The following is a 19,652-nucleotide window of genomic DNA, read 5'->3' on the forward strand; positions in this document are numbered from 1 at the left end:
CATCGGCGGACCGCACATTTTCCTGGCTCAGCGCCCGGCCTTGCCGAGCCCCTCGCGGTTCCAGCGGTCCAGCACCCGCCGCGCCATCGATGCCGTGACGATGAGATGCGAGGCGAAGCCACCCTTCAGCGCTGCCATCAGCGGTTCGAACTTGCTGTCCTCCTGCACGACGAGCATGCGCTTGCGGATCGCGCGGATGGAGGCGAGGTCGGCGGAGATGCAGCGCCGGTTGTGCTCGCAGTCCATCCACTGGCCGTCGTGGTCGATGAGCTGGCCGGCGATGACGCCGGCCGCGCCCCGCTCGCCCATCGCATGCATGTCGGCGGCCGAGAGCGCGCCGCATTTGACGAGATGGCTGTCATCCTCGATGCCGCCGACGGAATAGAGCGCGAGCTGGCAGTCGGAAATCGTCGCGAGCTGTTCCCTGATGACCGGCTCGCCGCGCAGCTCCTCGGCCAGCCGCTCGGAGGACAGCACGAGCGGCGCGTAGAAATTGATGCCTTCCGCATTGAGGCGGCGGGCGATTTCCGTGGTGCACTGGTCGGGACGATAGGAATAGGGCGCGCCGAGATTGCCGCAGAGCTGCACGACGGTGACGCCGCTGAGATCGGCGAAGGGCATGACATCGGCGATGTGGTAGACGGTGCGGCCCCAGGCGACGCCGATCCGGTCGCCCTTGTTGATGAGTTCGAGGAAGACCGAGGCGGCGACGACGGGCATTTCGGCGGCCGGGTCCATGGCCTGCCGGTCCTCCGGCACCAGCCAGGCCGTCGTCAGCCCCGTGGCGTCCTCCAGTTCGCGGGCGAGAACGTCGTCGGAAAAGAGGTCCGTCGAGGTGGTGATGGTGACGATGCCCATCTCGCGCGCCTTGCGCAGATACATGGCGATGGAGGCGCGGGAGATTTCCAGCTTCTGCGCCACTTCATCCTGCCGCAGCCCATGCGTATAATAGAGCCAGGCGGCCTTGTGGATGATCTGGTCGTTGGCGCGGATGGGCATCAAGGGTCTCTCGCGAAGGGATTTTGACATTATTCATTGTCGCTGACAAAAGTCAATGCGTCGGAATCGCGCTGCCCCGAAGCCTCGCGACCATCCGTTTTCCTTCACGCGAAAACAGCGGAAGGGCATTGGCCGCTCCCGCTGTCCGGGTCTTCCATGAAAGGCGCGCCGCGCGTCCTATGCGTTGGTGCCGCCGTCGATGACGTGTTCGGCGCCCGTCACGAAGCGGGCCTCTGGCCCTGCCAGCCAGGCGACGAATGCCGCGATGTCGTCCGGGCTGCCGAAGCGCGGGATCGCCATCGTCGCACGCTGCATGTCCGCCGTCTCGCCTGTCGCCGGGTTCATGTCCGTGTCGGTCGAGCCCGGGTGGATGATGTTGGCGGTGATCCCCCTTGGCCCGAGGTCGCGGGCGATGCCGCGCGTGAAGCCCGACAGCGCCGCCTTGCTCAGCGCATAGAGGCTGATGCCCGGCCAGGGCACGCGCTGCGCCAGGTTGCTGCCGATGGTGATGATCCGGCCGCCATCGGGCATGTGGGCGATGGCTTGCCGGGTGGCGACGAAGACGGCGCGCACATTGACGTCGATCGTGCGGTCGAAATCCTCCAGCGTCAGGTCGGAGAGCGGCGCGGCATGGAAGATGCCGGCATTGTTGACGAGGATGTCGATGCGGCCCTCGGCCTTCGCCGTTGCATCGACGGCCGCCGTGAGGGCCGCGGCGTCGCGATTGTCGGCCTTGATGGCGACGGCCCTGCCGCCGGCGGCCTCGATGGCCGCAACGGTGGCCGCGGCTGCGGCCTCCGCGCTGGCATAGGTGAGGGTGACGCGCGCGCCTTCCCGCGCCAGCCGCCGGGCGATCGCCGCGCCCATGCCCCTGCTGCCGCCGGTGACGAGGGCGGTTTTTCCGTCGAGATTTGCCATGTCCTGCCTTTCTGTATTGATCGATACATAATTACTGGCCGTCTTGCCGAAGCGCGTCAAGTGATTTATTTATCGAGCGATACAGAAAAGGAGACTGAAATGGCGCCACGTGGCCGACCCCGGGCGTTCGACAGGGACGCGGCCCTGCGTAAGGCCATGGAGGTCTTCTGGGCGAAGGGGTACGAGCGCGCCTCGCTCGCGGACCTCACCGAGGCGATGGGCATCAACGCGCCCAGCCTCTATGCGGCGTTCACCAGCAAGGAAGCGCTGTTCCAGGAGGCGCTGGCGCTCTATTCCGCAACGGAAGGCTGCGACATCTGGGAAGGCGTGCCGGCCGCCCCGACCGCGCGAGCCGCCTGTGCGCATCTGCTGCGCGCCACCGCCGAGGCCTTCGCGGGCGACGAAAAGCGCCGCGGCTGCCTGGTCGTGCTGTCCGCGCCGCAGACGGAAGGGTCCAGTCCCTCCATATGCGACGCGCTGAAACACCATCGCGCGGCGACCACGGCCGTGCTGCGGGAGCGCCTGCGACGGGCGGTCGCGGAGGGCGATCTCCCCGCGACGGCCGATGTCGAGGCCATCACGGCCTATGTCGTCACCGTGCAGCATGGCCTTTCCATCCAGGCGCGCGACGGCGCGTCGCGCGAGACGCTGCTGGCCATCGCCGGCTGCGCCATGGCGGGCTGGGAAAGCCTCGTGTCCGTCGCCCGCCCGCCGGCGGCGTAGTTGTCAGCGAAGCAGTTTCAGGGAACCCGTCAGGGACTTGATCCATCGGCCTTCGCCGGCGAGCCCGAGCCCGTCGATGGTCTCCTCGCCGAGATCGCGCTCGGGGAACGTCGCCTCGTAGTCGGCATAGCTGTGCAGTGCGCGCGCGAAGGACGGGAAGGCGACGATGACGCGGCCGTCCTGCCGCGGCAGCGCCTTGGCCAGCAGCGTGCCGATCGTCCGGCTGTCCGCCTGCAGCACCGGCACGGGCCTGTCGGCGCTGATGTCGATCGTCGCCTGCCGGCGGTCGGTGAGCTGGCGGGCGCCGAGCGCCGGCATGGCCGCTCCCATGCCGATGGAGACGGCCGCGATCGTATTGGCGAGATGGCCCGGCAGCAGGTCGGGATTGACGACGATGGCGAGGCGGACGTCCTGGAGCATGATGGCCTTTCTCCTGTATTGCGATGCCGGCAAGACTACAGGGGGAAGGCAGGCAGGTTCTTTCTGATCTTGCTGGAAAGGTCGAAAGAAAGGTAGGATCTACCCCACATAGCAAATATAGGGGCAGGATATGCCGGATACGCTCGCCGCATCGGATGTGAGGATCCTGAAGGCGCTTCAGGAGGACGGGCGCTTGAGCAACCAGGCGCTTTCGGGCGCGGTGGGCATGTCCGCCTCGCCGTGCTGGCGGCGGGTGCGGCAGCTGGAGGACGAGGGGATCATCCAGCGCTACATGGCGGTGCTGGGGCGACGGGAGATCGGCCTCGGGGTCCTCGCCTTCATCCGCGTCAAGATCGACAGCCACACCGAGGCGGAGGCGGAGGCCTTTGCCAGCGAGGTGATGAAGCTCGATTGCGTCGTCGCCTGCTACAGCATCGCGGGGGATGCGGATTTCCTGCTGCAGGTCGTCTCGCAGGATCTCGACACCTATTCCGACTTCGCCATGAGCGTCGTGCGGCGGCTGCCGGGCATCAAGGAGATGCAGACCACCTTCGTCCTCAAGGAGATCAAGCCCTTTAGCGGCCTGCCCTTGCCTGCCGAGAGCGCCCGCCGCGGCCGGTAAGGTTTTCTCGGGGCGTCAGTCGCGGTCGCCCGTGCCGTATTCCAGCGCCTGCTTCAGGTGCTGGCGCAGCAGGGCCTCGGCCCAGTCGAGATCGCCGTTTTCCACCGCGTCGAGAATGGCGAGGTGCTCGCGGCAGGACTGCTCGATGCGTTCGGCCGGCAGCTCGAAGAAGGCGGCCGATTCCTGCATGCGGCGCAGGTTGTTCTGGTGGCGGATCGCGTCGGTGAGGAACCGGTTGCCGGAAAAGCCGGCAAGGTTCTCGTGGAAGAAGGCGTTGACGCGGAACCACTCGTCGCTGCCCGAGCGGCTGGCGGGATCGCCGAGGATGCGCTCGTGCGCGCGGCGGATCTGCGCTGCGATCTCCCTGTCCACCTTGAAATACGGCGTGCGCAGCGCCGAACATTCGACGATGGCGCGGAACTCGTAGCTCTCCCGATAGGCGTCGTCGCCGACCAGCGTATCGACGAAGCGCCAGCCATGGCCGGGCAGGCGCTGCGCCAGTCCCTCGGCGGCGAACCGCATCAGGAGCTTGCGCACGGTGCCGCGCGACACGCCGTAGCGCGGCATGAGCTCGGCCTCCGACACGTCCTGCGGCAGGGCGCCCTGTGCCCGCTCGCGCAGCATGCGCCGGTAGAGGTCCTCGATCGGCGAGACCGGCAGGATTTCGGCAAGGTCGAGCGTCGAGACGTCGCGCGCGACGCGCAGGCCCCGTTTCTCCATCGGCTGCAGCACGCCCTTTTCCACGAGCAGGTCGAGCGCGCCCGCTATCGGCGAGCGCGACACGCCGAAGAGCCGTGCCAGCTCGGGCGCCGAAATGCGGGTGCCGACCGTCAGGTCCGCATCGCGGATCCGGTCGATGATCCGGCGGGCCAGATCGAGCTGCAGGGTGCTGGGGCCGTCCGCCTGCTCGGCGTCCGAAAGGTCCGTATCGTCCATGGGTCCCTCATGTTCATTTGCATTATAGCGGGAACACAACGCAATGCGACCCGATAAATTTCCAAAATTAGTGCTTTTCATATCTATAAAATGCATTAAGCTGCGATCAAAGACGGAACCGAGGCAGCGGCATATGGCAGAGATCACCCCTTTCCCTCTCATCGAGATCAGCGGCCCGCCGCGCGAGCGTGGCCGCCTGTACGGCGAGAAGGCGCGTGAGCGCATCCGCCTCTCGGCCGGCCTCTACACCAGCCAGCTCCACAAGCTCGGCTTCGACGATGCCAATATCGAGCGCCTCGTCGCCGCCTTCCTGCCGCGCATCCGCGACTGGGCGCCGGACCTGGTGACGGAGATGGAGGGCATCGCCGAAGGGGCGGGCACCGGCCTCTCGGCCATCGTTCTCGTCAATGCGCGCACCGAGGTGCTGCAGCTTGCACGCCTGGAGGCGGGCATTGCCGACGAGGAGCCGGACGGCTGCACCGGCGCCGTGCTGCTGCCGGAGGTGACGCGCGACGGCACGGTCATCCACGGCCAGAACTGGGACTGGCGCGCCGAATGCGCCGATACCTCCGTCGTGCTGCGCATCCTGCGCGACGACGGGCCCGACATCCTGACCTTCACCGAGGCGGGCGGCCTTGCCCGCAGCGGCTTCAACGCCGCCGGCATCACGATCACCGCCAACTATCTCGAGAGCGACCGCGATTACCGCGAGATGGGCATTCCGCTGCCCTTCATCCGCCGCCGGGCGCTGGAGGCGCGGCATTTCGCGATGGCGCTGCGCGTCGTCGCCATCACGCCGAAATCCGGCTCCAACAACATGATGCTGAGCACCGCCGAGGGCTATGCGGTCGATCTCGAATGCGCGCCGGACGAGGCCTTCCCGATCCACCCGCAGGACGGCATGATCGTGCATGCCAACCACTGGCAGAGCGCCGTCGCCCTTTCCAAGCTGAAGGAAACCGGCCTTGCCAATGTGCCAGACAGCCTCTACCGCGATCACCGCGTCCTGACGGTCCTGCGGGAAAGCGGCGGCAAGCTCGGCGTCGAGGATTTGAAGCGCGCTTTCTTCGACGATTTCGCCGCGCCCTTCTGTGTCTGCCGCGCGCCGCTCGCCAAGGAGGGCGGCAATCTCTCGGCGACGGTGGCGATGATCCTGTGCGAGCCGGCGAAGGGCGTCATGGAGATCGCCCCGCTGCCGGCGATCAACCGCACCTTCACGCGCTATGAGCTGGCGATGGACGGCGACGCCTTCGCCCGCGCGGCCGGCGCCGCCGATGAAACGCTCGGCAGGGGGAAACGATGGTCCGCTTCCTCCTGACCCGCATCGCCACGGCGATCCCCACGCTGTTCCTCGTCTCCGTCACCGTCTTCGCGCTGATGCGGGCGATCCCCGGCGATCCGGCGGCGCTGATGCTGGGGGATCTCGCCCAGCCCGGCCAGCTGGAGGCGCTGCGCGCCGAGATGGGCCTCGACCAGCCGATCGTCGTGCAATATCTCTACTGGCTCGGCGACGTGCTGACCGGCGATTTCGGCCGGTCGATCGCGACGCGACAGCCGGTGCTGCCGCTGATGCTGGACCGCTTCTCCGTCTCGGCCACCATCGTTCTCGTCGCCGTCTTCTTCGCGACGCTGATCGCGGTGCCGGCCGGCATGTTCGCCGCCTGGCGGCAGAACCGCGCCGGCGACATCGCCGTCATCGCCACCTCGACGCTGCTGCTTTCCATCCCCAGCTTCTGGCTCGGGCTGATGCTGCTCTTGATCTTCGGCCTGCAGCTCGGCTGGCTGCCGGTGGTCGGCTACGTGCCGTTCAGCCGCGATTTCGGCAGCGCGCTGCTCTACATCATCCTGCCCGTCGTGACGCTGGTCCTGGTGGAATCCGGCTCGATCACCCGCATGGCGCGGGCGAGCACCATCGAGGTGGCGCGGCTGGAATACATCACCCATGCGCGGGCCAAGGGGCTTTCGGAGGCGACCGTCATGTGGCGCCATGCCTTCAAGAACGCCTTCGCTCCCACCCTGACGCTGATCGGCCTCGTGCTCGGCAGCCTGCTCGCCAACATCGCCGTCATCGAGACCGTCTTCACCATTCCCGGCCTCGGCCGCCTGCTGGTGGATGGCATCTATGCCCGCGACTATCCCGTCGTGCAGGGCTGCATGCTGTTCACCGCCTTCCTCTACGTGGTGGTCAACCTCCTGGTCGATCTCCTCTATCCGCTTCTCGATCCAAGGGTGACGGCATGATCGCGCGGGCATTCGGCCTTCCGGCACTGCGTTTCAACGGCCTGATCGGCATCCTCGTCGTCGGCCTCCTCCTCCTCGTGGCGGTCTTCGGCCCGTGGCTCGCGCCCTACGATCCCCTGAAGCTCGATCTCATGGCCCGTCTCCAGGGCCCGTCCGCGGCGCACCTGCTCGGTGCCGACGAGTTCGGCCGCGATCTCCTCAGCCGGCTGATCCACGGCGCGCGCACCAGCGCCTGGATCGCCTTCGCCACCGTGGTCTTCGCCATCGTCTTCGGCACGGTCCTCGGCGTGCTCGCCGGCTTCCTGCGCGGCTGGACGGACCGCATCCTGATGATGGTCAACGACGCGCTGCTCGCCTTTCCCGGCCTGCTGCTCGCGCTCGGCTTCATGGCGGTGTTCGGCGCCAGCCGCAACGGCATCATCGTGGCGCTCGGCATCGCCTACATGCCCGTCGCCGTGCGCGTGGTGCGCGGCACGGTGCTGTCGATCCGCGAGCGGGAATTCGTCGAGGCCTCGCGGGTGATCGGCAACAGCGGCATCGTCACCATGCTGCGCCATGTGCTGCCCAACTGTCTCGCGCCGATCATGGTGCTGGCGACGACGATGTTCGGCTGGGTCGTGCTGTCGGAAAGCGCGCTCTCCTTCCTCGGCCTCGGCGTGCCGCCGCCGGCGCCGAGCTGGGGCAACATGCTCTCCACCGGCCGCCCCTACATCAACCAGGCGCCGCACATCATCATCCTGCCCGGCCTGTGCATCTCCATCACGCTGCTCGGCGTGAACCTGCTCGGCGATGCGGTGCGCGACTGGCTCGACCCCAAGATGCAGGATTGATCCCATGGCTGGCATCGAGAATGTGCTTTCCGTCGAAAACCTCTCCGTCCGCATGGGGCAGGCCGGCCTCACCGTGGTCGACGGCCTCGACTTCTCCCTGCCGGCCGGCGAGATGCTGGCGCTGGTCGGCGAATCCGGCTCCGGCAAGACCATGGCGGCCCGCTCCGTGCTCGGCCTCCTGCCGCCGCCCTTCGTGGCGACGCCGGAAAGCCGCATCCGCTTCAGGAGCACGGACCTCGTCAGCGCGCCGCCGGAGACGCTGCGGCAGATCCGCGGCGCCGGCATCGGCCTGGTGTTCCAGGAGCCGATGGTCTCGCTCAACCCCGCCATGACCATCGGCCGGCAGATGGCCGAGGGGCTGGCGCTGCACAGGAAGCTCGGCAAGGCCGAGATCCGCGACATGAGCCTTGCCATGCTGGAGCGCATCCGCATCCAGGATCCGGCGCGCTGCCTTGCCGCCTTCCCGCACGAATTCTCCGGCGGCATGCGCCAGCGCATCATGCTCGCCTCCGTCATGCTGCTGAAGCCGGCGCTGCTCATCGCCGACGAGCCGACGACGGCGCTCGACACGCTGATCCAGCGCGACGTGCTCGACCTGATGGTGGAGCTGACGCAGGAGAACAACACCGCGGTCCTCCTGATCAGCCACGACCTCGGCATGGTCGCGCACTATGTCCGCAACGTCGTCGTCATGCACAAGGGCAGGGCGGTGGAGCAGGGCGACAGCCGGGCAGTGCTGCACGCCCCGAAACACGATTACACCCGGCGCCTCGTCGACGCCCTGCCGCGCCGCAGCGCCGGCGGCAGCCGGTCGGGGGGCGCGCCGGCCGAGCCGCTGATCGAACTGAAGGACGTGGTCATCGACTATCCCGGACGCGCACGGCTCTTCGGCCGGGCGGCGGGCAAGCGCGCCGTGCACGGCGTCGATCTTGCCATCAACCGCGGCGAGACGCTGGCGCTGGTCGGCGCCTCCGGCTCCGGCAAGACGACGCTCGGCCGGGCGATCGTCGGGCTGGTGACGCCTTCCGGCGGCACGATGGCCTTCCGCGGCGCGCCGCTCGCCTACCGGCGCGATGCCGGCGGCCGGGCGCTGCGCCAGGCGATCCAGATCGTCTTCCAGGATCCCTATTCCTCGCTCGATCCACGCCAGCGCATCGCCGGCATCGTCGGCGAACCCTTGAAGCTCGATCCGGCGCTGGACCGGGCGCGGCGGCAGGCGCGGGTGGCGGAGGTCTTCGCCGAGGTCGGGCTTGCGGCGGAACTTGCCGACCGCTTCCCGCACCAGCTTTCGGGCGGCCAGCGCCAGCGTGTGGCGATCGCCCGCGCCATCGTCAGCCGCCCCGCCTTCGTCGTCGCCGACGAACCCGTCTCCGCGCTCGACATGACCGTGCAGAAGCAGATCCTCAAGCTCTTCCGCGATCTTCAGGCCCGCTACGGTTTTGCCTGCCTGTTCGTCTCGCACGATCTCGGCGCGGTGGAGCAGGTGGCCGACCGGGTGGCGGTGATGGAGAACGGCCGCATCGTCGAGACCGGCACGCGCGACGACGTCTTCGACCGGCCGCAGCACGCCTATACCCGCCGCCTGCTCGACGCCGCCATGCTGCTCGACCGCACCTTCGCGGGCGCGGACGGCGCCGGCGGTTCCCGCCTCCTGTCGGGCGCGGCGGGCTCATAGATTTTCGATACGGAGAGGAGACCATCCATGCGCAATGTCAGCGGTCACGGCCGGAAACTGTCCTACTACGATTTCGGCCACACGACCGTCTATGCCTCGCGGCTCGACCCGCGTTTCCCCTATTGCGCCTATGTGCCCGACGACTACGAGGAGGATGGCGAGAAGACCTATCCGCTCGCCGTCATCGTGCACGGCACGGAGCGCGGCATGCAGGCCTATCGCGACGCCTTCGCCGATTTCGCCGAGGCCAACGGCGTCATCGTGCTGTGCCCGCTGTTTCCCGCGAACATCTGCTTTCCGGGCGATCTCTCCTCCTACAAGATGCTGCGGGACGGCGACCTGCACTATGACGCCGTCATGCTCGATATGATCGCCGAGATGCAGGAAAAGTACCGCATCGCGGGCGACCGGATGATGATGTACGGCTTTTCCGGCGGCGGGCATTTCACCCACCGGTTCCTCTACCTCCATCCCGAGCGCCTGCTCGCCGCCTCGATCGGTGCGCCCGGCGTCGTGACGCTGCTCGATTTCGACCACGATTTCTGGGTCGGCCTGCGCGATTTCGAGAAGGTCTTCGGCAAGCCGGTCGATCTCGACGCAATCCGCAAGGTCGCCGTGCAGATGGTGATCGGCGGCGACGACCGGGAGACCTGGGAGATCACCATCACGCCCGACGACGCCTGGTACATGCCCGGCGCCGACCTTGCCGGCGCCAACCGCAACGACCGCATGCGCGCGCTGAAGAAGAGCTTCGAGCAGCACGGCATCGCCGTGCGCCACGACATCGTGCCGGGCATCACCCATGACGACCGCCAGCTCATAAGCAAGGTCAAGGACTTCTTTGCAGAAACGCTGGGCGCAATCCGCGAGCGCTCCTGACGATAACGAAGCGGGGAACGATCGGAGATCACCATGAAACGCACATTCCTGATTTCGACGGCGCTGGCCGCGGGCCTGCTGCTCGGCGCCTCGGCCGAGGCGGCAACGCTGAACATCCGCATCAACGCCGATATCCGCGGCACGGAAGGCATCGACCGCGACGCCAATACCGACACCGTGCTGCACCACATCTTCGAGACGCTGGTCGGCTTCCGCGCCGATCTCAGCATCGGCCCGGCGCTCGCCGAGAGCTGGACGGTGTCGGAGGACGGCAGGACCTACACCTTCATCCTCCGTGAGGGCGCGACCTTCCACAACGGCGATCCCGTCACGTCGGCGGATGTCAAATGGAACTGGGACCACCGCGTCGCGGCCGGCGCCGAATGGTTCTGCAACGGCTTCTTCGACGGTTCGCAGGGCCTGAAGGTCGAGGCGCTGGAAACGCCCGATCCGCGCACCGTCGTCTTCCGCATCAACGAGCCGAACGCGCTCTTCCTCGCCCAGCTCGCCAACATCCAGTGCAACGGCTGGGTCGCCAGCCCCAAGAATGCCGGGCCGGACGGCAAGTGGATCGACGGCAGCGCGATCGGCAGCGGCTCCTTCAAATTGAAGGAATGGGTGAAGAGCCAGTACATCACGCTGGAGAAATACGACGGCTATAAACCGCCGAAGGAGAAGGCGAGCGGCTATGCCGGCGACCGCACGGCGCTGGTCGACGAAGCGAAATTCCTGATCATCCCCGATACGTCGGCCGCCGAGACGGCGCTCTTCGCCGGCGAGATCGACGTGCTGCCGAACTTCGAATCCCAGCGCATCGAGGATGCAAAGGGGCGCGGCCTGAAGGTGATGACGACGCCGGGCCTTTCCCTGACGCCGCTGCTCATCCAGACGACCGACCCGCTGATGTCGAACGTCAAGCTGCGCCAGGCGATCGCCCATGCCATCGATTTCAAGCAGATCGCCGCCGCCCGCACGGCCGGCTTGTCGGAGTTCAATCCCTCCGGCGTGCCGCAGGCAAGCGCCTTCTTCGATGAGGATTTCCTGAAATGGCCGGAATACGACCCGGAGGCCGCCAAGGCGCTTTTGGCTGAAGCCGACTACAAGGGCGAAGTGATAAAAATCCAGACCAACACCCGCTACCAGGGCATGTATGAGAACAGCATCCTGGTGCAGGCCATGCTGGCGGGCGCCGGCATCAATGCCGAGCTGGAAGTGCTGGACTGGGCCGCGCAGCTCGACAATTACCTCGCCGGCAAGTTCCAGATGCAGTCCTTCGGCTATTCCGCCCGCCTCGATCCCTCGCAGTTCTACGGCGTCATCATCGGCGACAAGAAGGCCGAGCCGACGGCACAGTGGGACAATCCCGAGGCCTGGCAGCTCTACCTGAAATCGACCAAGACGACGGATTTCGAGGCGCGCAAGGCCGTCTTCAAGGACATCCACGCGCTGATGGCGAAAGACCTGCCGATCTTCGGCCTCTACTACGAGCCCGTCGTCGCGGCGGTCGGCGCCAGGATCGAAGGCTTCGAGGTCTGGGCCGCCGACAAGGAGCGGGCCTGGGGCGTGAAGAAGGACTGATCCCGCCCGTCGGGCGAGGGCGGCAATCCCGGAGCAGGTCCGGCGGAAACGCGCGGCGGTTTTGCGTCCGGACCTGCGGGGACGCGCTCCATGCACGCCTTCGCCCGTCCTTCCCTTGCGTCGGGGCGCTTTCGGCGCCCCGACAGCCGTGCCCTGTCTGGAGGAAACCATGCGTACCGAAGATCTTCCCGTCATCGATTGCCCGAAGGCGCCGCTTGCCCGCGGGCGGGCGCATGGCGAGGCGCTGCGCGGCACGATCGCGGGCAAGGTCGAGCGCTGGCAGGCGGCGATCGGCAAGGCCTATGGCCGGCCGGCGGCGGCCTTCCTGCCGGTCTTCCTGTCGGTGACGGATTTCCGCACGGCGATCGCCGCCCATGTGCCGGATCTCCTGGAGGAGGTGCGCGGCATTGCCGAAGGCGCCGGCATTTCCGAGGAGACGGCCTATGCCCTCCAGCTGATGGACGAGGAATGGTGGTTCGGCGGCTTCGACGGCGAGGGCCATTGCAGCAGTCTCGCCGTCGCGCCGGTGGCGGGGCGCGGCACGCTCGTCGGCCAGACCATGGACCTGCCGCGCTGGCACGATGGCGCGCAGGCCGTGCTGCGGCTGGATGACGGCGGCAGCGAAACGCTGGTCTACACCTCCGCCGGCCTGATCGGCCTGATGGGCGTCTCCGGCCGCGGCCTCGGCATCTGCGTCAACACGCTTGCCCAGCTCGCCTACAGCCCGCGCGGGCTTCCCGTCTCCTTCGCCTTGCGCGGCGCGCTGGCGCAGGAAAACGCGGCCGCGGCCGCGGGCTTCCTTTCCCGCGTGCCGCATGCCTCCGGCCAGACCTACCAGATCGGCGACCGCCACGGCATCCGCACGCTCGAATGCGCCGCGGGCGGCGTGACCGAGATCGCCATTGCCGGCGGCCTCTCGCTCCATACCAACCATCCGCTCGCCAACACGCGCGCTGCGCCGAACGCCCGGCTGGAGGGCAGCGGCGATTCGCGGACCCGCCTTCGCAGCCTGCACACCGATTTCTCGCGCGGGCCGGCGGATATCGAGACCGCCAAGCGCGCCCTCGCGGCCCGGCGCAAGGGCGGCGCGGTGTCCATCGTGCCCAAGGGGCCGCCCCGCCCCGACATCAGGCTCGGCCTCCTGCGGCAGATGACGATCGGCGCCGTCGTCTACGAGATCGGCGAGACGGTATCGCTCTGCGTTGCAGCCGGGCCGCCGAGCGCCGAAGGATGGCGGCAGATGGCGGTGCGCTGAGGCGCGTCACCGCATGCCGCGAGGCCGCGCGTCACCCCTCCCGAGGGGCCACGCCCCGGTTCCTTCCGGTCGCGAAGGACGGCGTTGCCCCGCCACCCGCGCGGACGCTCCACCCTGCCGTCAAATCGGCAGCGCCGATATCGAAGGGTGGAGCCTTCTTCCGAAACATCGAAGGCGACCGGCGCGGGACGCCGTCACCGGCGAGGCGTCAGAGGCATTGAATGATGCATATGCCTGCGCACGCCAGCCAGCACTGGTAGTCCGCGCCGCAGTAAATGCATTGCGGCGCGCATCGCTTGATGCAATCCCAGTTTATCAAGGGCTGGATTTCCGAAGGTGTCTTGTCGTAATCCAGGATGACTTCACAACCTATGGGTTTGGTGATGTCGTTGCATCTGATGGTCAGCGTCGCCTCGAACTTGAAAGGCACATTGTCAAAGGGTTCGAATTTGATGTGGGCGACCATTTCGACTTTTGGATATTGGACGTCGAGCTTGATTATTTTTATGTCGAAAGCGCCGAAGCTGCCCATTTTCTGGCAGACGATCACGCTATGCATGTCGTCCTTCTTAAGGCTCAGGAATTCTATCGCCGTAACATTATCCGAGCTTAGGATAGACGCCTTCATTTTGTCGTTTTGCAGAAGGTCTACTCTGTTGTCCGCCACTTTCTGGCGGAGAGTGTCCAATGATTCCGGGCTTAATCTTCTGATGCCAGGCTGCGTTGTTCCGCAGCATCCTCCGGTTCCACACATTTCAGTTCCTCCCTACACCCTCTGATTGGGGTGATATATATTTACCACCTTTGATTAAGTTGTAAACAGGATGCAACGTTAAATTGTTTAAGTATTAGCGTGAGTGAACGCGGAAAAGTGCAGCCAGAATTCGTGGCGCGACGCTTCCCGTCGCAACGGGTGAGGCAGAGCATGGAACGGAACAAGGACTGCACGGCGTGCGGCGCCGTCTTGCAGGTCGCCTCGACGGGGAGAGGACGTATACTTTTGAATGCGGGGACCTGGACGGCAGCGCCGATACCCCTGTTGCCGCCGGCATTGTGGATGGGCTCGCGGTCGCGCCGGGTCCTCTCCCGGTCCGAGGCATCATGGGCGCGGGCGAGGCGGGGCGCGCGCAATCGGCATGGCCCCCGGGGCATGCCGGACATCGCCGGTTTCAGGCCGGCGAGGGGATGCCGGCGGCTCTCGGGATGCTTCCGCTTTTCTCCGGATCGCGAAGGCGCGCCAGGCTTTCGTTTCGCCGCAATCGCGGACGTACCTCCGCCGGGGTGGCTCTAGGCAAGGCCCTCGGCCGCCGCATAGGCGCTGAGCACGTCCTTGATGTTGCGGTCCTCCTCGCGCGGCAGCAGGGCGCGCGTGGTGATGGAATCGAGATGGTGCGCCATCAGCTTCGAGGCGTCCTCGGCCTTGCCGGCGATCAGGCTGTCGAGCAGTTCCTGGTGCTCGGAGACGGCGCATTCGGAGGAGTGCGGGCGGCCGTAGAGCGCCAGGATCAGCGAGCTGCGCGCGACGAGCTCGTTCACGTAGCGGATCAGGCTGGCATTGTTGGTCATCTGCGCCAGCAGGGTGTGGAACTCGCCGGCAAGGCGGATGGAGGTCGCGTGTTCCTTGCGGGCGGCGTCCTCCGCCGCGATATGGGCGGAAAGCGTGTCGATCTGCTCCTGCGTCAGCTTGCCGGCGAGCGTTTCCACCACCAGGCGTTCCAGCGCCGCGCGCGTCAGGAAGAGGTTGCGGCCCTCCTCGAGCGTCGGCCGCGCCACGGTGGCGCCCTTGTTCGGCCGCAGGTCGACGAGGCCTTCCTCGCTGAGGCGCACCAGCGCCTCGCGCACCAGCGTGCGGCTGACGCCCAGCCGCTCGCCGATCGAGTCCTCCGGCAGCTTGGCGCCGGGCGAAAGGGCCTGGTCGAGGATGGCGCGCTTGAGTGCCCGGTGAACGGCCTGGGAGCGACCGCGGCCGGAATCGCCAACTGTCTTTGCCATGCACTCGCCTCCAGAATCGCAAAAGCAGCGAGCAAATTGCACACAAAGGACGATCCTGTCCACCGGAGCGGGCTTTGGGTAGTGTCTCAGTTTGAATTTCCACTTCCACCCACCCAAGCTAGGGTCTTCGCCAGGAGAGCAGATGATGGAAACCAGCGTAAGGAGACTGTTCGAGCGATACGAGAGCTTTTTCAATCGGTCCCTCGCCGGCAAGGTCGATATGAACGAGCTCGCATCGCTGTATGCTTCCGAGTTTATAGGTGCTGCGCCCGCCGGAGTGAAAGCCGGAAAGAACGACGACCAATTCAAGCAGCTCATGGCGCAAGGCTATGAGCACTATCGAGCGATAGGAACCAAGGAGATGCGGATACGCAATGTCCGCCTCTCCCAGATAGACGAGCTTCATTGCGTGGCTCATGTTGCTTGGATCGCCACCTATGCCCGGAAGGATCAACCGGACGTGACGATAGATTTCGACGTTCATTATCTGGTTCAGATGTTGAACGGGGAGCCGAAGGTTTTCGGCTGGGTGTCGGGCGACGAGCAGGCTCTTCTAAAGAAGCACGGCATAATCTGAAATTGCCGTCGCGCCTGGTGAGAATTCAAACTGAGGCACTACCGGGTTTTGGCGCCCGCGATCCGGCCGGTTTGGACGGCCGGTGGCGGCACCCGGCCACGGTCCGGTTTCCGCGAAGGCTTGAGATTTTTCAGGGTGCAGGAAGGCGGATATATTGCATACAATAATTGCATTCTATAAATAGGAACCATTGCATGCGCAAATGGGCGGGCGAAGCGCCGCCCTCGGCGCCGGGGCGCGAAAGCCGGGGAGGAATGCCGATGGACACCTGCAGCACCGAGATCAAGGCCGGCGAGAGGACAGCCTTCGACTTCACGACGCTCAGCGCGCGCGAGCGCTACAAGCTGATGATCGGGACGATCATCCCGCGCCCCATCGCGCTGGTGACGACGGTCGACGAGCACGGCCGCTACAACGCCGCCCCGTTCAGCTTCTTCAACTGCCTTTCGGCCGATCCGCCGATCCTCGCCATCGGCGTGGAGCACAACCCGGACATGTCCTTCAAGGACACCGGCCACAACATCCGCATGACGGAGGTCTTCACCGTCAACATCGTCTCCCGCGCCATCGCCGAGGCGATGCATGTCTGCGGCGCCAGGTATCCGCGCGGCATGGACGAATTGAAGAAGGCGGGCCTCACCGCCATGCCGGGCGAGAAGATCGCGGCGCCCTGGATCAAGGAGGCGCCGGCCGCCTTCGAATGCCGCCGCCACGTCACGCTGGAGCTTGGCCGGACGCGCCAGATCATCATGGGCGAGATCCTGTTCGCCCATTACCGGGAAGGCGCGGTGGACACCGCGATGCATGTCGATCCTGACGTCATCGACGCCATCGCGCGCCTTGGCGGCGATACCTGCGCCACCATCCGCGACCGGTTCGAGATGCTGACCCCCGCGCCCGTCTGAGCGGTGGCGCCGCAACCGTCCGGCCGGGCCTTGCGGGGTTTCGGAGCCGCCCGGGCGCGGCTCCGGCATGATCGATGAAAGATGGGACGCACCATGACGACACTTCCGCCCTCCGGCCGCATCGACGGCCCGGTCCTTCTCACCGCCCGCTGGGTCGTCGGCCATCGGGACGGCCGCCATGTGATCCTTGACGACGGCGTCGTCGTCTTCGAGGGGGACAGGGTCGTCTTCGTCGGGCACGACTATCCGGGCGCGGTCGCCGCGCGCATCGACTACGGCAATGCCATTCTCTCGCCCGGCTTCGTCGACCTCGACGCGCTCTCCGACCTCGACACGACGGTGCTCGCCTTCGACAACCAGCCCTCCTGGAGGAAGGGCCGGGTCTGGCCGAGGAGCTACATGGAGTGCGCCTACGAAATGTACACGCAGGCGGAGCTCGCCTTCCAGAAGCGCTACGCCTTCGCCCAGCTCATCCGCAACGGCGTGACGACCGCGCTGCCGATCGCCTCGCTGTTCTACCGCGCATGGGGCGAGACGGACGCGGAATTCTCCGCCGCCGCCGATGCCGCGCATGAGCTTGGCCTGCGCGTCTATCTCGGCCCGGCCTATCGCACCGGCAACAGCTATGTCGTCGACGACGGCCGGATCGCCTTCTTCTACGACGAGGAACGCGGCTTTCGCAGCTTTGCCGATTCGCTCGCCTTTGCCGAGCGCATCGAGGGGCTGGCCTCGCCGCTGGTGCGCGCCATGCTGGCGCCCGACCGCATCGAGACCTGCACGCCGGACCTCGTGCGCCGCACGGCGGATGCCGGCCGCGACCTCGACATCCCGGTCCGCCAGCACTGCTGCCAGTCGGACCTCGAATTCACCCGCATCACCGCGACCTACGGCATGACGCCGCTCGAATGGCTCGATTCGCTCGGCGCGCTCAATGAGCGCGTGCTCCTGCCGCATGGCGAGCTCGTCGCCGGCACGCGCCATGTGGACCGGCCCGGCCGCGACCTCGACATCCTGAAGAATGCCGGCGCGACGTTGGTGCATTGCCCGCTCGTCTCGGCCCGCCACGGCGGCTTCATGGACAGTTTCTCGAAGTTCCGCGCCATGGGCGTGCGCATCGGCCTCGGCACGGACACCTGGCCGCCGGACGTCATCCAGAACATGCAGGTCGGCGTCATGATCTCGCGCGTGATGGACGGCTCGATCGACAGCGTGCGCTCGGAGCACTATTTCGACGCGGCGACGCTCGGCGGCGCGGACGCCCTCCGGCGGCCCGACCTCGGCCGCCTGCAGGCCGGTGCGAAGGCCGACATCATCGTAATCGACATGGGCCACGACCGCATCGGCCATGTCATCGATCCGATCCAGACCCTGATGATGGCGAGCTCCGGCCGCGACGTCACCGACGTCGTCATCGACGGGCGGTTCGTCATGGTCGACGGCCAGATCCCCGGCTTCGATGCGACGGCGGAGCAGGCGCGGGCGCAGCGCCAGTTCGACGGCCTCGTCGCCCGTTATCCGGAGCGCACCTACGGCCACCCGCCCGTCGGGGAGATCTTTTCCTCGGCCTATCCGCGCCTCGGCCGGAACGCCTAGCGCCGCCTTCGGCTCCGGCAGGAAAAGGCCTGCCGGAACCCGCACCGCACGCCCGCCGTTTCCTTCCGCAGATCATGCTTGATAATAGTCTATAGATTTAATGGATAAATCTCGCTAGAGTATCGGCACGGTCCTGGCAGGAGGGAGTGCATGACGCTGGAAACGGATGTGGCCATCATCGGTTCGGGCTATTCGGCCGTCGCGCTCGCGCTGAACCTCGTCGACCTGCTGCCCCCCGCAGTGAAGATCAGCCTCGTCGGCAAGGCGGCCGCGCAGGGGCGGGGCATCGCCTATGCCACCAAGGCGGAGTGCCATCTCCTCAACGTGCCGGCCGGGCGCATGAGCCTTTTCGCCGACCGGCCGAATCATTTCCTCGCCTGGCTTGCCGCGCAGGGCTATCCTTGGTCGGCCGAGGATTTCGTGCCGCGCCGCATCTACGGCGCCTATGTGCGCGACAGCCTCGACGAGGCGATGAAGCGCACCGGCAACCGCGCCGCGCTCACCCTCGTCGACGCCGAGGCGCTGGGCGCCGCGGCCGGGCAGGATGGCGGGCTGGTCTTCGCGCTTTCCGACGGCGGGCGGCTTTCCGCCCGTGTCTCGGCGCTCTGCACCGGTGCCGGCACGCGCCGCCTGCCGCTGCCGGAGGCGGCGATCCCGGCCGCGGCGCGCCCCTTCGTCGTGGAGGATCCCTGGGCCGACGCCTGGTGGGAGCGCCTGCCGGCGGATGCGGACGTGCTCTTCGTCGGCACGGGCCTCACCACCGTCGACCAGCTGCTGCTGCTGAAGCGCCGCGGCTTCCGCGGCACCATGCATGCCCTGTCGCGGCACGGCCTGCTGCCGCAGCCGCATCTCGCCCGCCGGGCCGATCCGGTGGAGACGGCGCTCGTTCCGGGCGGGGGCGAGATCAGCGCCATGCTGGTCTCATTGCGCCGGCAGGCCGCGGCCGCGCCGGACTGGCGCGCCGTCATGGACGGCCTGAGGCCGGTCACGCAGGCCCTCTGGCAGGGCTGGAGCGCGGTCCAGCGCCGCCGTTTCCTGCGCCACGCCGCCTCCTTCTGGAATGTCCACCGCCACCGCATGGCGCCGGCCGTCGCCGAGGAGATCGAGGCGCTGCGCAGGTCCGGCCAGCTCGTCATCCACCGCGGCCGGCTGGAGGCGCTGTGTCTCAGGGACGGCCGGCTTGCCGCCGTTCTCAAGGACGGTACGCCGCTGGCGGCCCATCTGGTCGTCAACTGCACCGGCCTCGACCGATGTACGGTCGCCGCCTCGCCGCTTTTGACGAGCCTTGCCGAGCGTGACCTCGTCCGGCCCGATCCGCACGGCCTCGGCATCCTCGTCGACGACGCGGCGGCGGTGCTTGCCGGCGACGGCGCCCGCACGGCGGGCCTCTACGCCCTCGGCCCGCTCACCGCCGGCCATAGCTGGGAGATCACCGCCGTTCCCGATATCCGTGTCCAGGCGCGCGCGGTCGCGGCGCGCATCAATGCCGAGGTCGCCGCCGGATGAGGA

General features: G+C 67.1%; 19 protein-coding genes. 13 read left to right on the forward strand and 6 right to left on the reverse strand.

The features are described from left to right. Positions 1-27: 27 nt before the first annotated feature. The gene (locus AABF56_RS32890) at positions 28-999 is read right to left on the reverse strand and encodes a sugar-binding transcriptional regulator (RefSeq protein WP_064329097.1); all 972 of its coding nucleotides are present in this window, start codon (positions 997-999) and stop codon (positions 28-30) included. A gap of 177 nt (positions 1,000-1,176) precedes the next feature. After that, a complete protein-coding gene (locus AABF56_RS32895) occupies positions 1,177-1,917 on the reverse strand; it encodes an SDR family NAD(P)-dependent oxidoreductase (protein ID WP_272808853.1) in 741 nt (246 codons plus the stop codon). 99 nt (positions 1,918-2,016) lie between these two features. On the opposite strand from AABF56_RS32895, the gene AABF56_RS32900 reads away from it, so the two are divergent. Next, positions 2,017-2,640: a TetR/AcrR family transcriptional regulator gene (locus tag AABF56_RS32900; protein WP_272808854.1), complete on the forward strand. Its 624-nt coding sequence runs from the start codon at positions 2,017-2,019 to the stop codon at positions 2,638-2,640. Positions 2,641-2,643: 3 nt separating this feature from the next. Here the strand turns inward: AABF56_RS32900 and AABF56_RS32905 are convergent, their stop codons facing one another. Further along, the gene (locus AABF56_RS32905) at positions 2,644-3,060 is read right to left on the reverse strand and encodes a DUF2000 domain-containing protein (protein ID WP_272808855.1); all 417 of its coding nucleotides are present in this window, start codon (positions 3,058-3,060) and stop codon (positions 2,644-2,646) included. A gap of 130 nt (positions 3,061-3,190) precedes the next feature. Here AABF56_RS32905 and AABF56_RS32910 point away from each other — a divergent pair, with 130 nt between their 5' ends. After that, complete coding sequence (locus AABF56_RS32910; protein WP_064329101.1) at positions 3,191-3,682, forward strand: Lrp/AsnC family transcriptional regulator; 492 nt, start codon at positions 3,191-3,193, stop codon at positions 3,680-3,682. Between the two features lie 15 nt (positions 3,683-3,697). On the opposite strand, the gene AABF56_RS32915 is transcribed toward AABF56_RS32910, so the two are convergent. After that, positions 3,698-4,618, reverse strand: coding sequence for a GntR family transcriptional regulator (locus tag AABF56_RS32915; RefSeq protein WP_272808856.1), 921 nt, complete (start codon positions 4,616-4,618; stop codon positions 3,698-3,700). 133 nt (positions 4,619-4,751) lie between these two features. Between AABF56_RS32915 and AABF56_RS32920 the strand changes: the two genes are divergently transcribed. The 7 genes from AABF56_RS32920 (at position 4,752) to AABF56_RS32950 (ending at position 13,076) form a co-directional block, all read left to right on the forward strand. Then, complete coding sequence (locus AABF56_RS32920; protein ID WP_272808857.1) at positions 4,752-5,936, forward strand: C45 family autoproteolytic acyltransferase/hydolase; 1,185 nt, start codon at positions 4,752-4,754, stop codon at positions 5,934-5,936. After that, positions 5,918-6,859 (forward strand): ABC transporter permease, encoded by a 942-nt coding sequence (locus tag AABF56_RS32925; RefSeq protein WP_244769097.1) that lies wholly within the window; start codon positions 5,918-5,920, stop codon positions 6,857-6,859. The genes AABF56_RS32920 and AABF56_RS32925 overlap by 19 nt, the downstream gene beginning before the upstream one ends. After that, on the forward strand, positions 6,856-7,689 hold the full coding sequence (locus AABF56_RS32930; protein WP_272808858.1) for an ABC transporter permease: 834 nt from the start codon (positions 6,856-6,858) through the stop codon (positions 7,687-7,689). Before AABF56_RS32925 ends, AABF56_RS32930 begins: the two co-directional genes overlap by 4 nt. Before the next feature lie 4 nt (positions 7,690-7,693). After that, positions 7,694-9,364, forward strand: coding sequence for an ABC transporter ATP-binding protein (locus tag AABF56_RS32935; RefSeq protein ID WP_272808859.1), 1,671 nt, complete (start codon positions 7,694-7,696; stop codon positions 9,362-9,364). 27 nt (positions 9,365-9,391) lie between these two features. Then, the gene (locus tag AABF56_RS32940; RefSeq protein WP_272808860.1) at positions 9,392-10,243 is read left to right on the forward strand and encodes an alpha/beta hydrolase; all 852 of its coding nucleotides are present in this window, start codon (positions 9,392-9,394) and stop codon (positions 10,241-10,243) included. Positions 10,244-10,276: 33 nt separating this feature from the next. Then, positions 10,277-11,821 carry an ABC transporter substrate-binding protein gene (locus AABF56_RS32945; protein ID WP_272808861.1) on the forward strand — a complete coding sequence of 515 codons (1,545 nt, stop codon included), beginning with the start codon at positions 10,277-10,279 and terminating at the stop codon, positions 11,819-11,821. Positions 11,822-11,990: 169 nt separating this feature from the next. After that, positions 11,991-13,076 carry a C45 family autoproteolytic acyltransferase/hydolase gene (locus AABF56_RS32950; protein WP_272808862.1) on the forward strand — a complete coding sequence of 362 codons (1,086 nt, stop codon included), beginning with the start codon at positions 11,991-11,993 and terminating at the stop codon, positions 13,074-13,076. A gap of 208 nt (positions 13,077-13,284) precedes the next feature. Here the strand turns inward: AABF56_RS32950 and AABF56_RS32955 are convergent, their stop codons facing one another. Both AABF56_RS32955 and AABF56_RS32960 read right to left on the reverse strand, forming a co-directional pair. After that, a complete protein-coding gene (locus tag AABF56_RS32955) occupies positions 13,285-13,635 on the reverse strand; it encodes a hypothetical protein (RefSeq protein ID WP_244769103.1) in 351 nt (116 codons plus the stop codon). Positions 13,636-14,363: 728 nt separating this feature from the next. Beyond that, complete coding sequence (locus AABF56_RS32960; protein ID WP_244769104.1) at positions 14,364-15,068, reverse strand: GntR family transcriptional regulator; 705 nt, start codon at positions 15,066-15,068, stop codon at positions 14,364-14,366. A gap of 145 nt (positions 15,069-15,213) precedes the next feature. Here AABF56_RS32960 and AABF56_RS32965 point away from each other — a divergent pair, with 145 nt between their 5' ends. From AABF56_RS32965 to AABF56_RS32980, 4 genes are all read left to right on the forward strand, one after another. Continuing rightward, complete coding sequence (locus tag AABF56_RS32965; RefSeq protein WP_244769149.1) at positions 15,214-15,645, forward strand: nuclear transport factor 2 family protein; 432 nt, start codon at positions 15,214-15,216, stop codon at positions 15,643-15,645. A 260-nt stretch (positions 15,646-15,905) separates the two neighbouring features. After that, complete coding sequence (locus tag AABF56_RS32970; RefSeq protein ID WP_443021270.1) at positions 15,906-16,550, forward strand: flavin reductase family protein; 645 nt, start codon at positions 15,906-15,908, stop codon at positions 16,548-16,550. Positions 16,551-16,643: 93 nt separating this feature from the next. Further along, the gene (locus tag AABF56_RS32975) at positions 16,644-18,143 is read left to right on the forward strand and encodes an amidohydrolase family protein (protein WP_272808863.1); all 1,500 of its coding nucleotides are present in this window, start codon (positions 16,644-16,646) and stop codon (positions 18,141-18,143) included. A 150-nt stretch (positions 18,144-18,293) separates the two neighbouring features. Next, complete coding sequence (locus AABF56_RS32980) at positions 18,294-19,649, forward strand: FAD/NAD(P)-binding protein (protein WP_272808864.1); 1,356 nt, start codon at positions 18,294-18,296, stop codon at positions 19,647-19,649. Positions 19,650-19,652 lie beyond the last annotated feature (3 nt).

This window comes from Shinella sp. WSC3-e (assembly GCF_945994535.1).
Lineage (GTDB): Bacteria > Pseudomonadota > Alphaproteobacteria > Rhizobiales > Rhizobiaceae > Shinella > Shinella yambaruensis.

Excerpts from the sequence above, each read along its gene's own strand:
- AABF56_RS32890 (WP_064329097.1), bottom strand. The coding sequence starts at position 999 with ATGCCCATCCGCGCCAACGACCAGATCATCCACAAGGCCGCCTGGCTC.
- AABF56_RS32895 (WP_272808853.1), bottom strand. The coding sequence starts at position 1,917 with ATGGCAAATCTCGACGGAAAAACCGCCCTCGTCACCGGCGGCAGCAGG.
- AABF56_RS32900 (WP_272808854.1), top strand. The coding sequence starts at position 2,017 with ATGGCGCCACGTGGCCGACCCCGGGCGTTCGACAGGGACGCGGCCCTG.
- AABF56_RS32905 (WP_272808855.1), bottom strand. The coding sequence starts at position 3,060 with ATGCTCCAGGACGTCCGCCTCGCCATCGTCGTCAATCCCGACCTGCTG.
- AABF56_RS32910 (WP_064329101.1), top strand. The coding sequence starts at position 3,191 with ATGCCGGATACGCTCGCCGCATCGGATGTGAGGATCCTGAAGGCGCTT.
- AABF56_RS32915 (WP_272808856.1), bottom strand. The coding sequence starts at position 4,618 with ATGGACGATACGGACCTTTCGGACGCCGAGCAGGCGGACGGCCCCAGC.
- AABF56_RS32920 (WP_272808857.1), top strand. The coding sequence starts at position 4,752 with ATGGCAGAGATCACCCCTTTCCCTCTCATCGAGATCAGCGGCCCGCCG.
- AABF56_RS32925 (WP_244769097.1), top strand. The coding sequence starts at position 5,918 with ATGGTCCGCTTCCTCCTGACCCGCATCGCCACGGCGATCCCCACGCTG.
- AABF56_RS32930 (WP_272808858.1), top strand. The coding sequence starts at position 6,856 with ATGATCGCGCGGGCATTCGGCCTTCCGGCACTGCGTTTCAACGGCCTG.
- AABF56_RS32935 (WP_272808859.1), top strand. The coding sequence starts at position 7,694 with ATGGCTGGCATCGAGAATGTGCTTTCCGTCGAAAACCTCTCCGTCCGC.
- AABF56_RS32940 (WP_272808860.1), top strand. The coding sequence starts at position 9,392 with ATGCGCAATGTCAGCGGTCACGGCCGGAAACTGTCCTACTACGATTTC.
- AABF56_RS32945 (WP_272808861.1), top strand. The coding sequence starts at position 10,277 with ATGAAACGCACATTCCTGATTTCGACGGCGCTGGCCGCGGGCCTGCTG.
- AABF56_RS32950 (WP_272808862.1), top strand. The coding sequence starts at position 11,991 with ATGCGTACCGAAGATCTTCCCGTCATCGATTGCCCGAAGGCGCCGCTT.
- AABF56_RS32955 (WP_244769103.1), bottom strand. The coding sequence starts at position 13,635 with ATGCATAGCGTGATCGTCTGCCAGAAAATGGGCAGCTTCGGCGCTTTC.
- AABF56_RS32960 (WP_244769104.1), bottom strand. The coding sequence starts at position 15,068 with ATGGCAAAGACAGTTGGCGATTCCGGCCGCGGTCGCTCCCAGGCCGTT.
- AABF56_RS32965 (WP_244769149.1), top strand. The coding sequence starts at position 15,214 with ATGGAAACCAGCGTAAGGAGACTGTTCGAGCGATACGAGAGCTTTTTC.
- AABF56_RS32970 (WP_443021270.1), top strand. The coding sequence starts at position 15,906 with ATGGACACCTGCAGCACCGAGATCAAGGCCGGCGAGAGGACAGCCTTC.
- AABF56_RS32975 (WP_272808863.1), top strand. The coding sequence starts at position 16,644 with ATGACGACACTTCCGCCCTCCGGCCGCATCGACGGCCCGGTCCTTCTC.
- AABF56_RS32980 (WP_272808864.1), top strand. The coding sequence starts at position 18,294 with ATGACGCTGGAAACGGATGTGGCCATCATCGGTTCGGGCTATTCGGCC.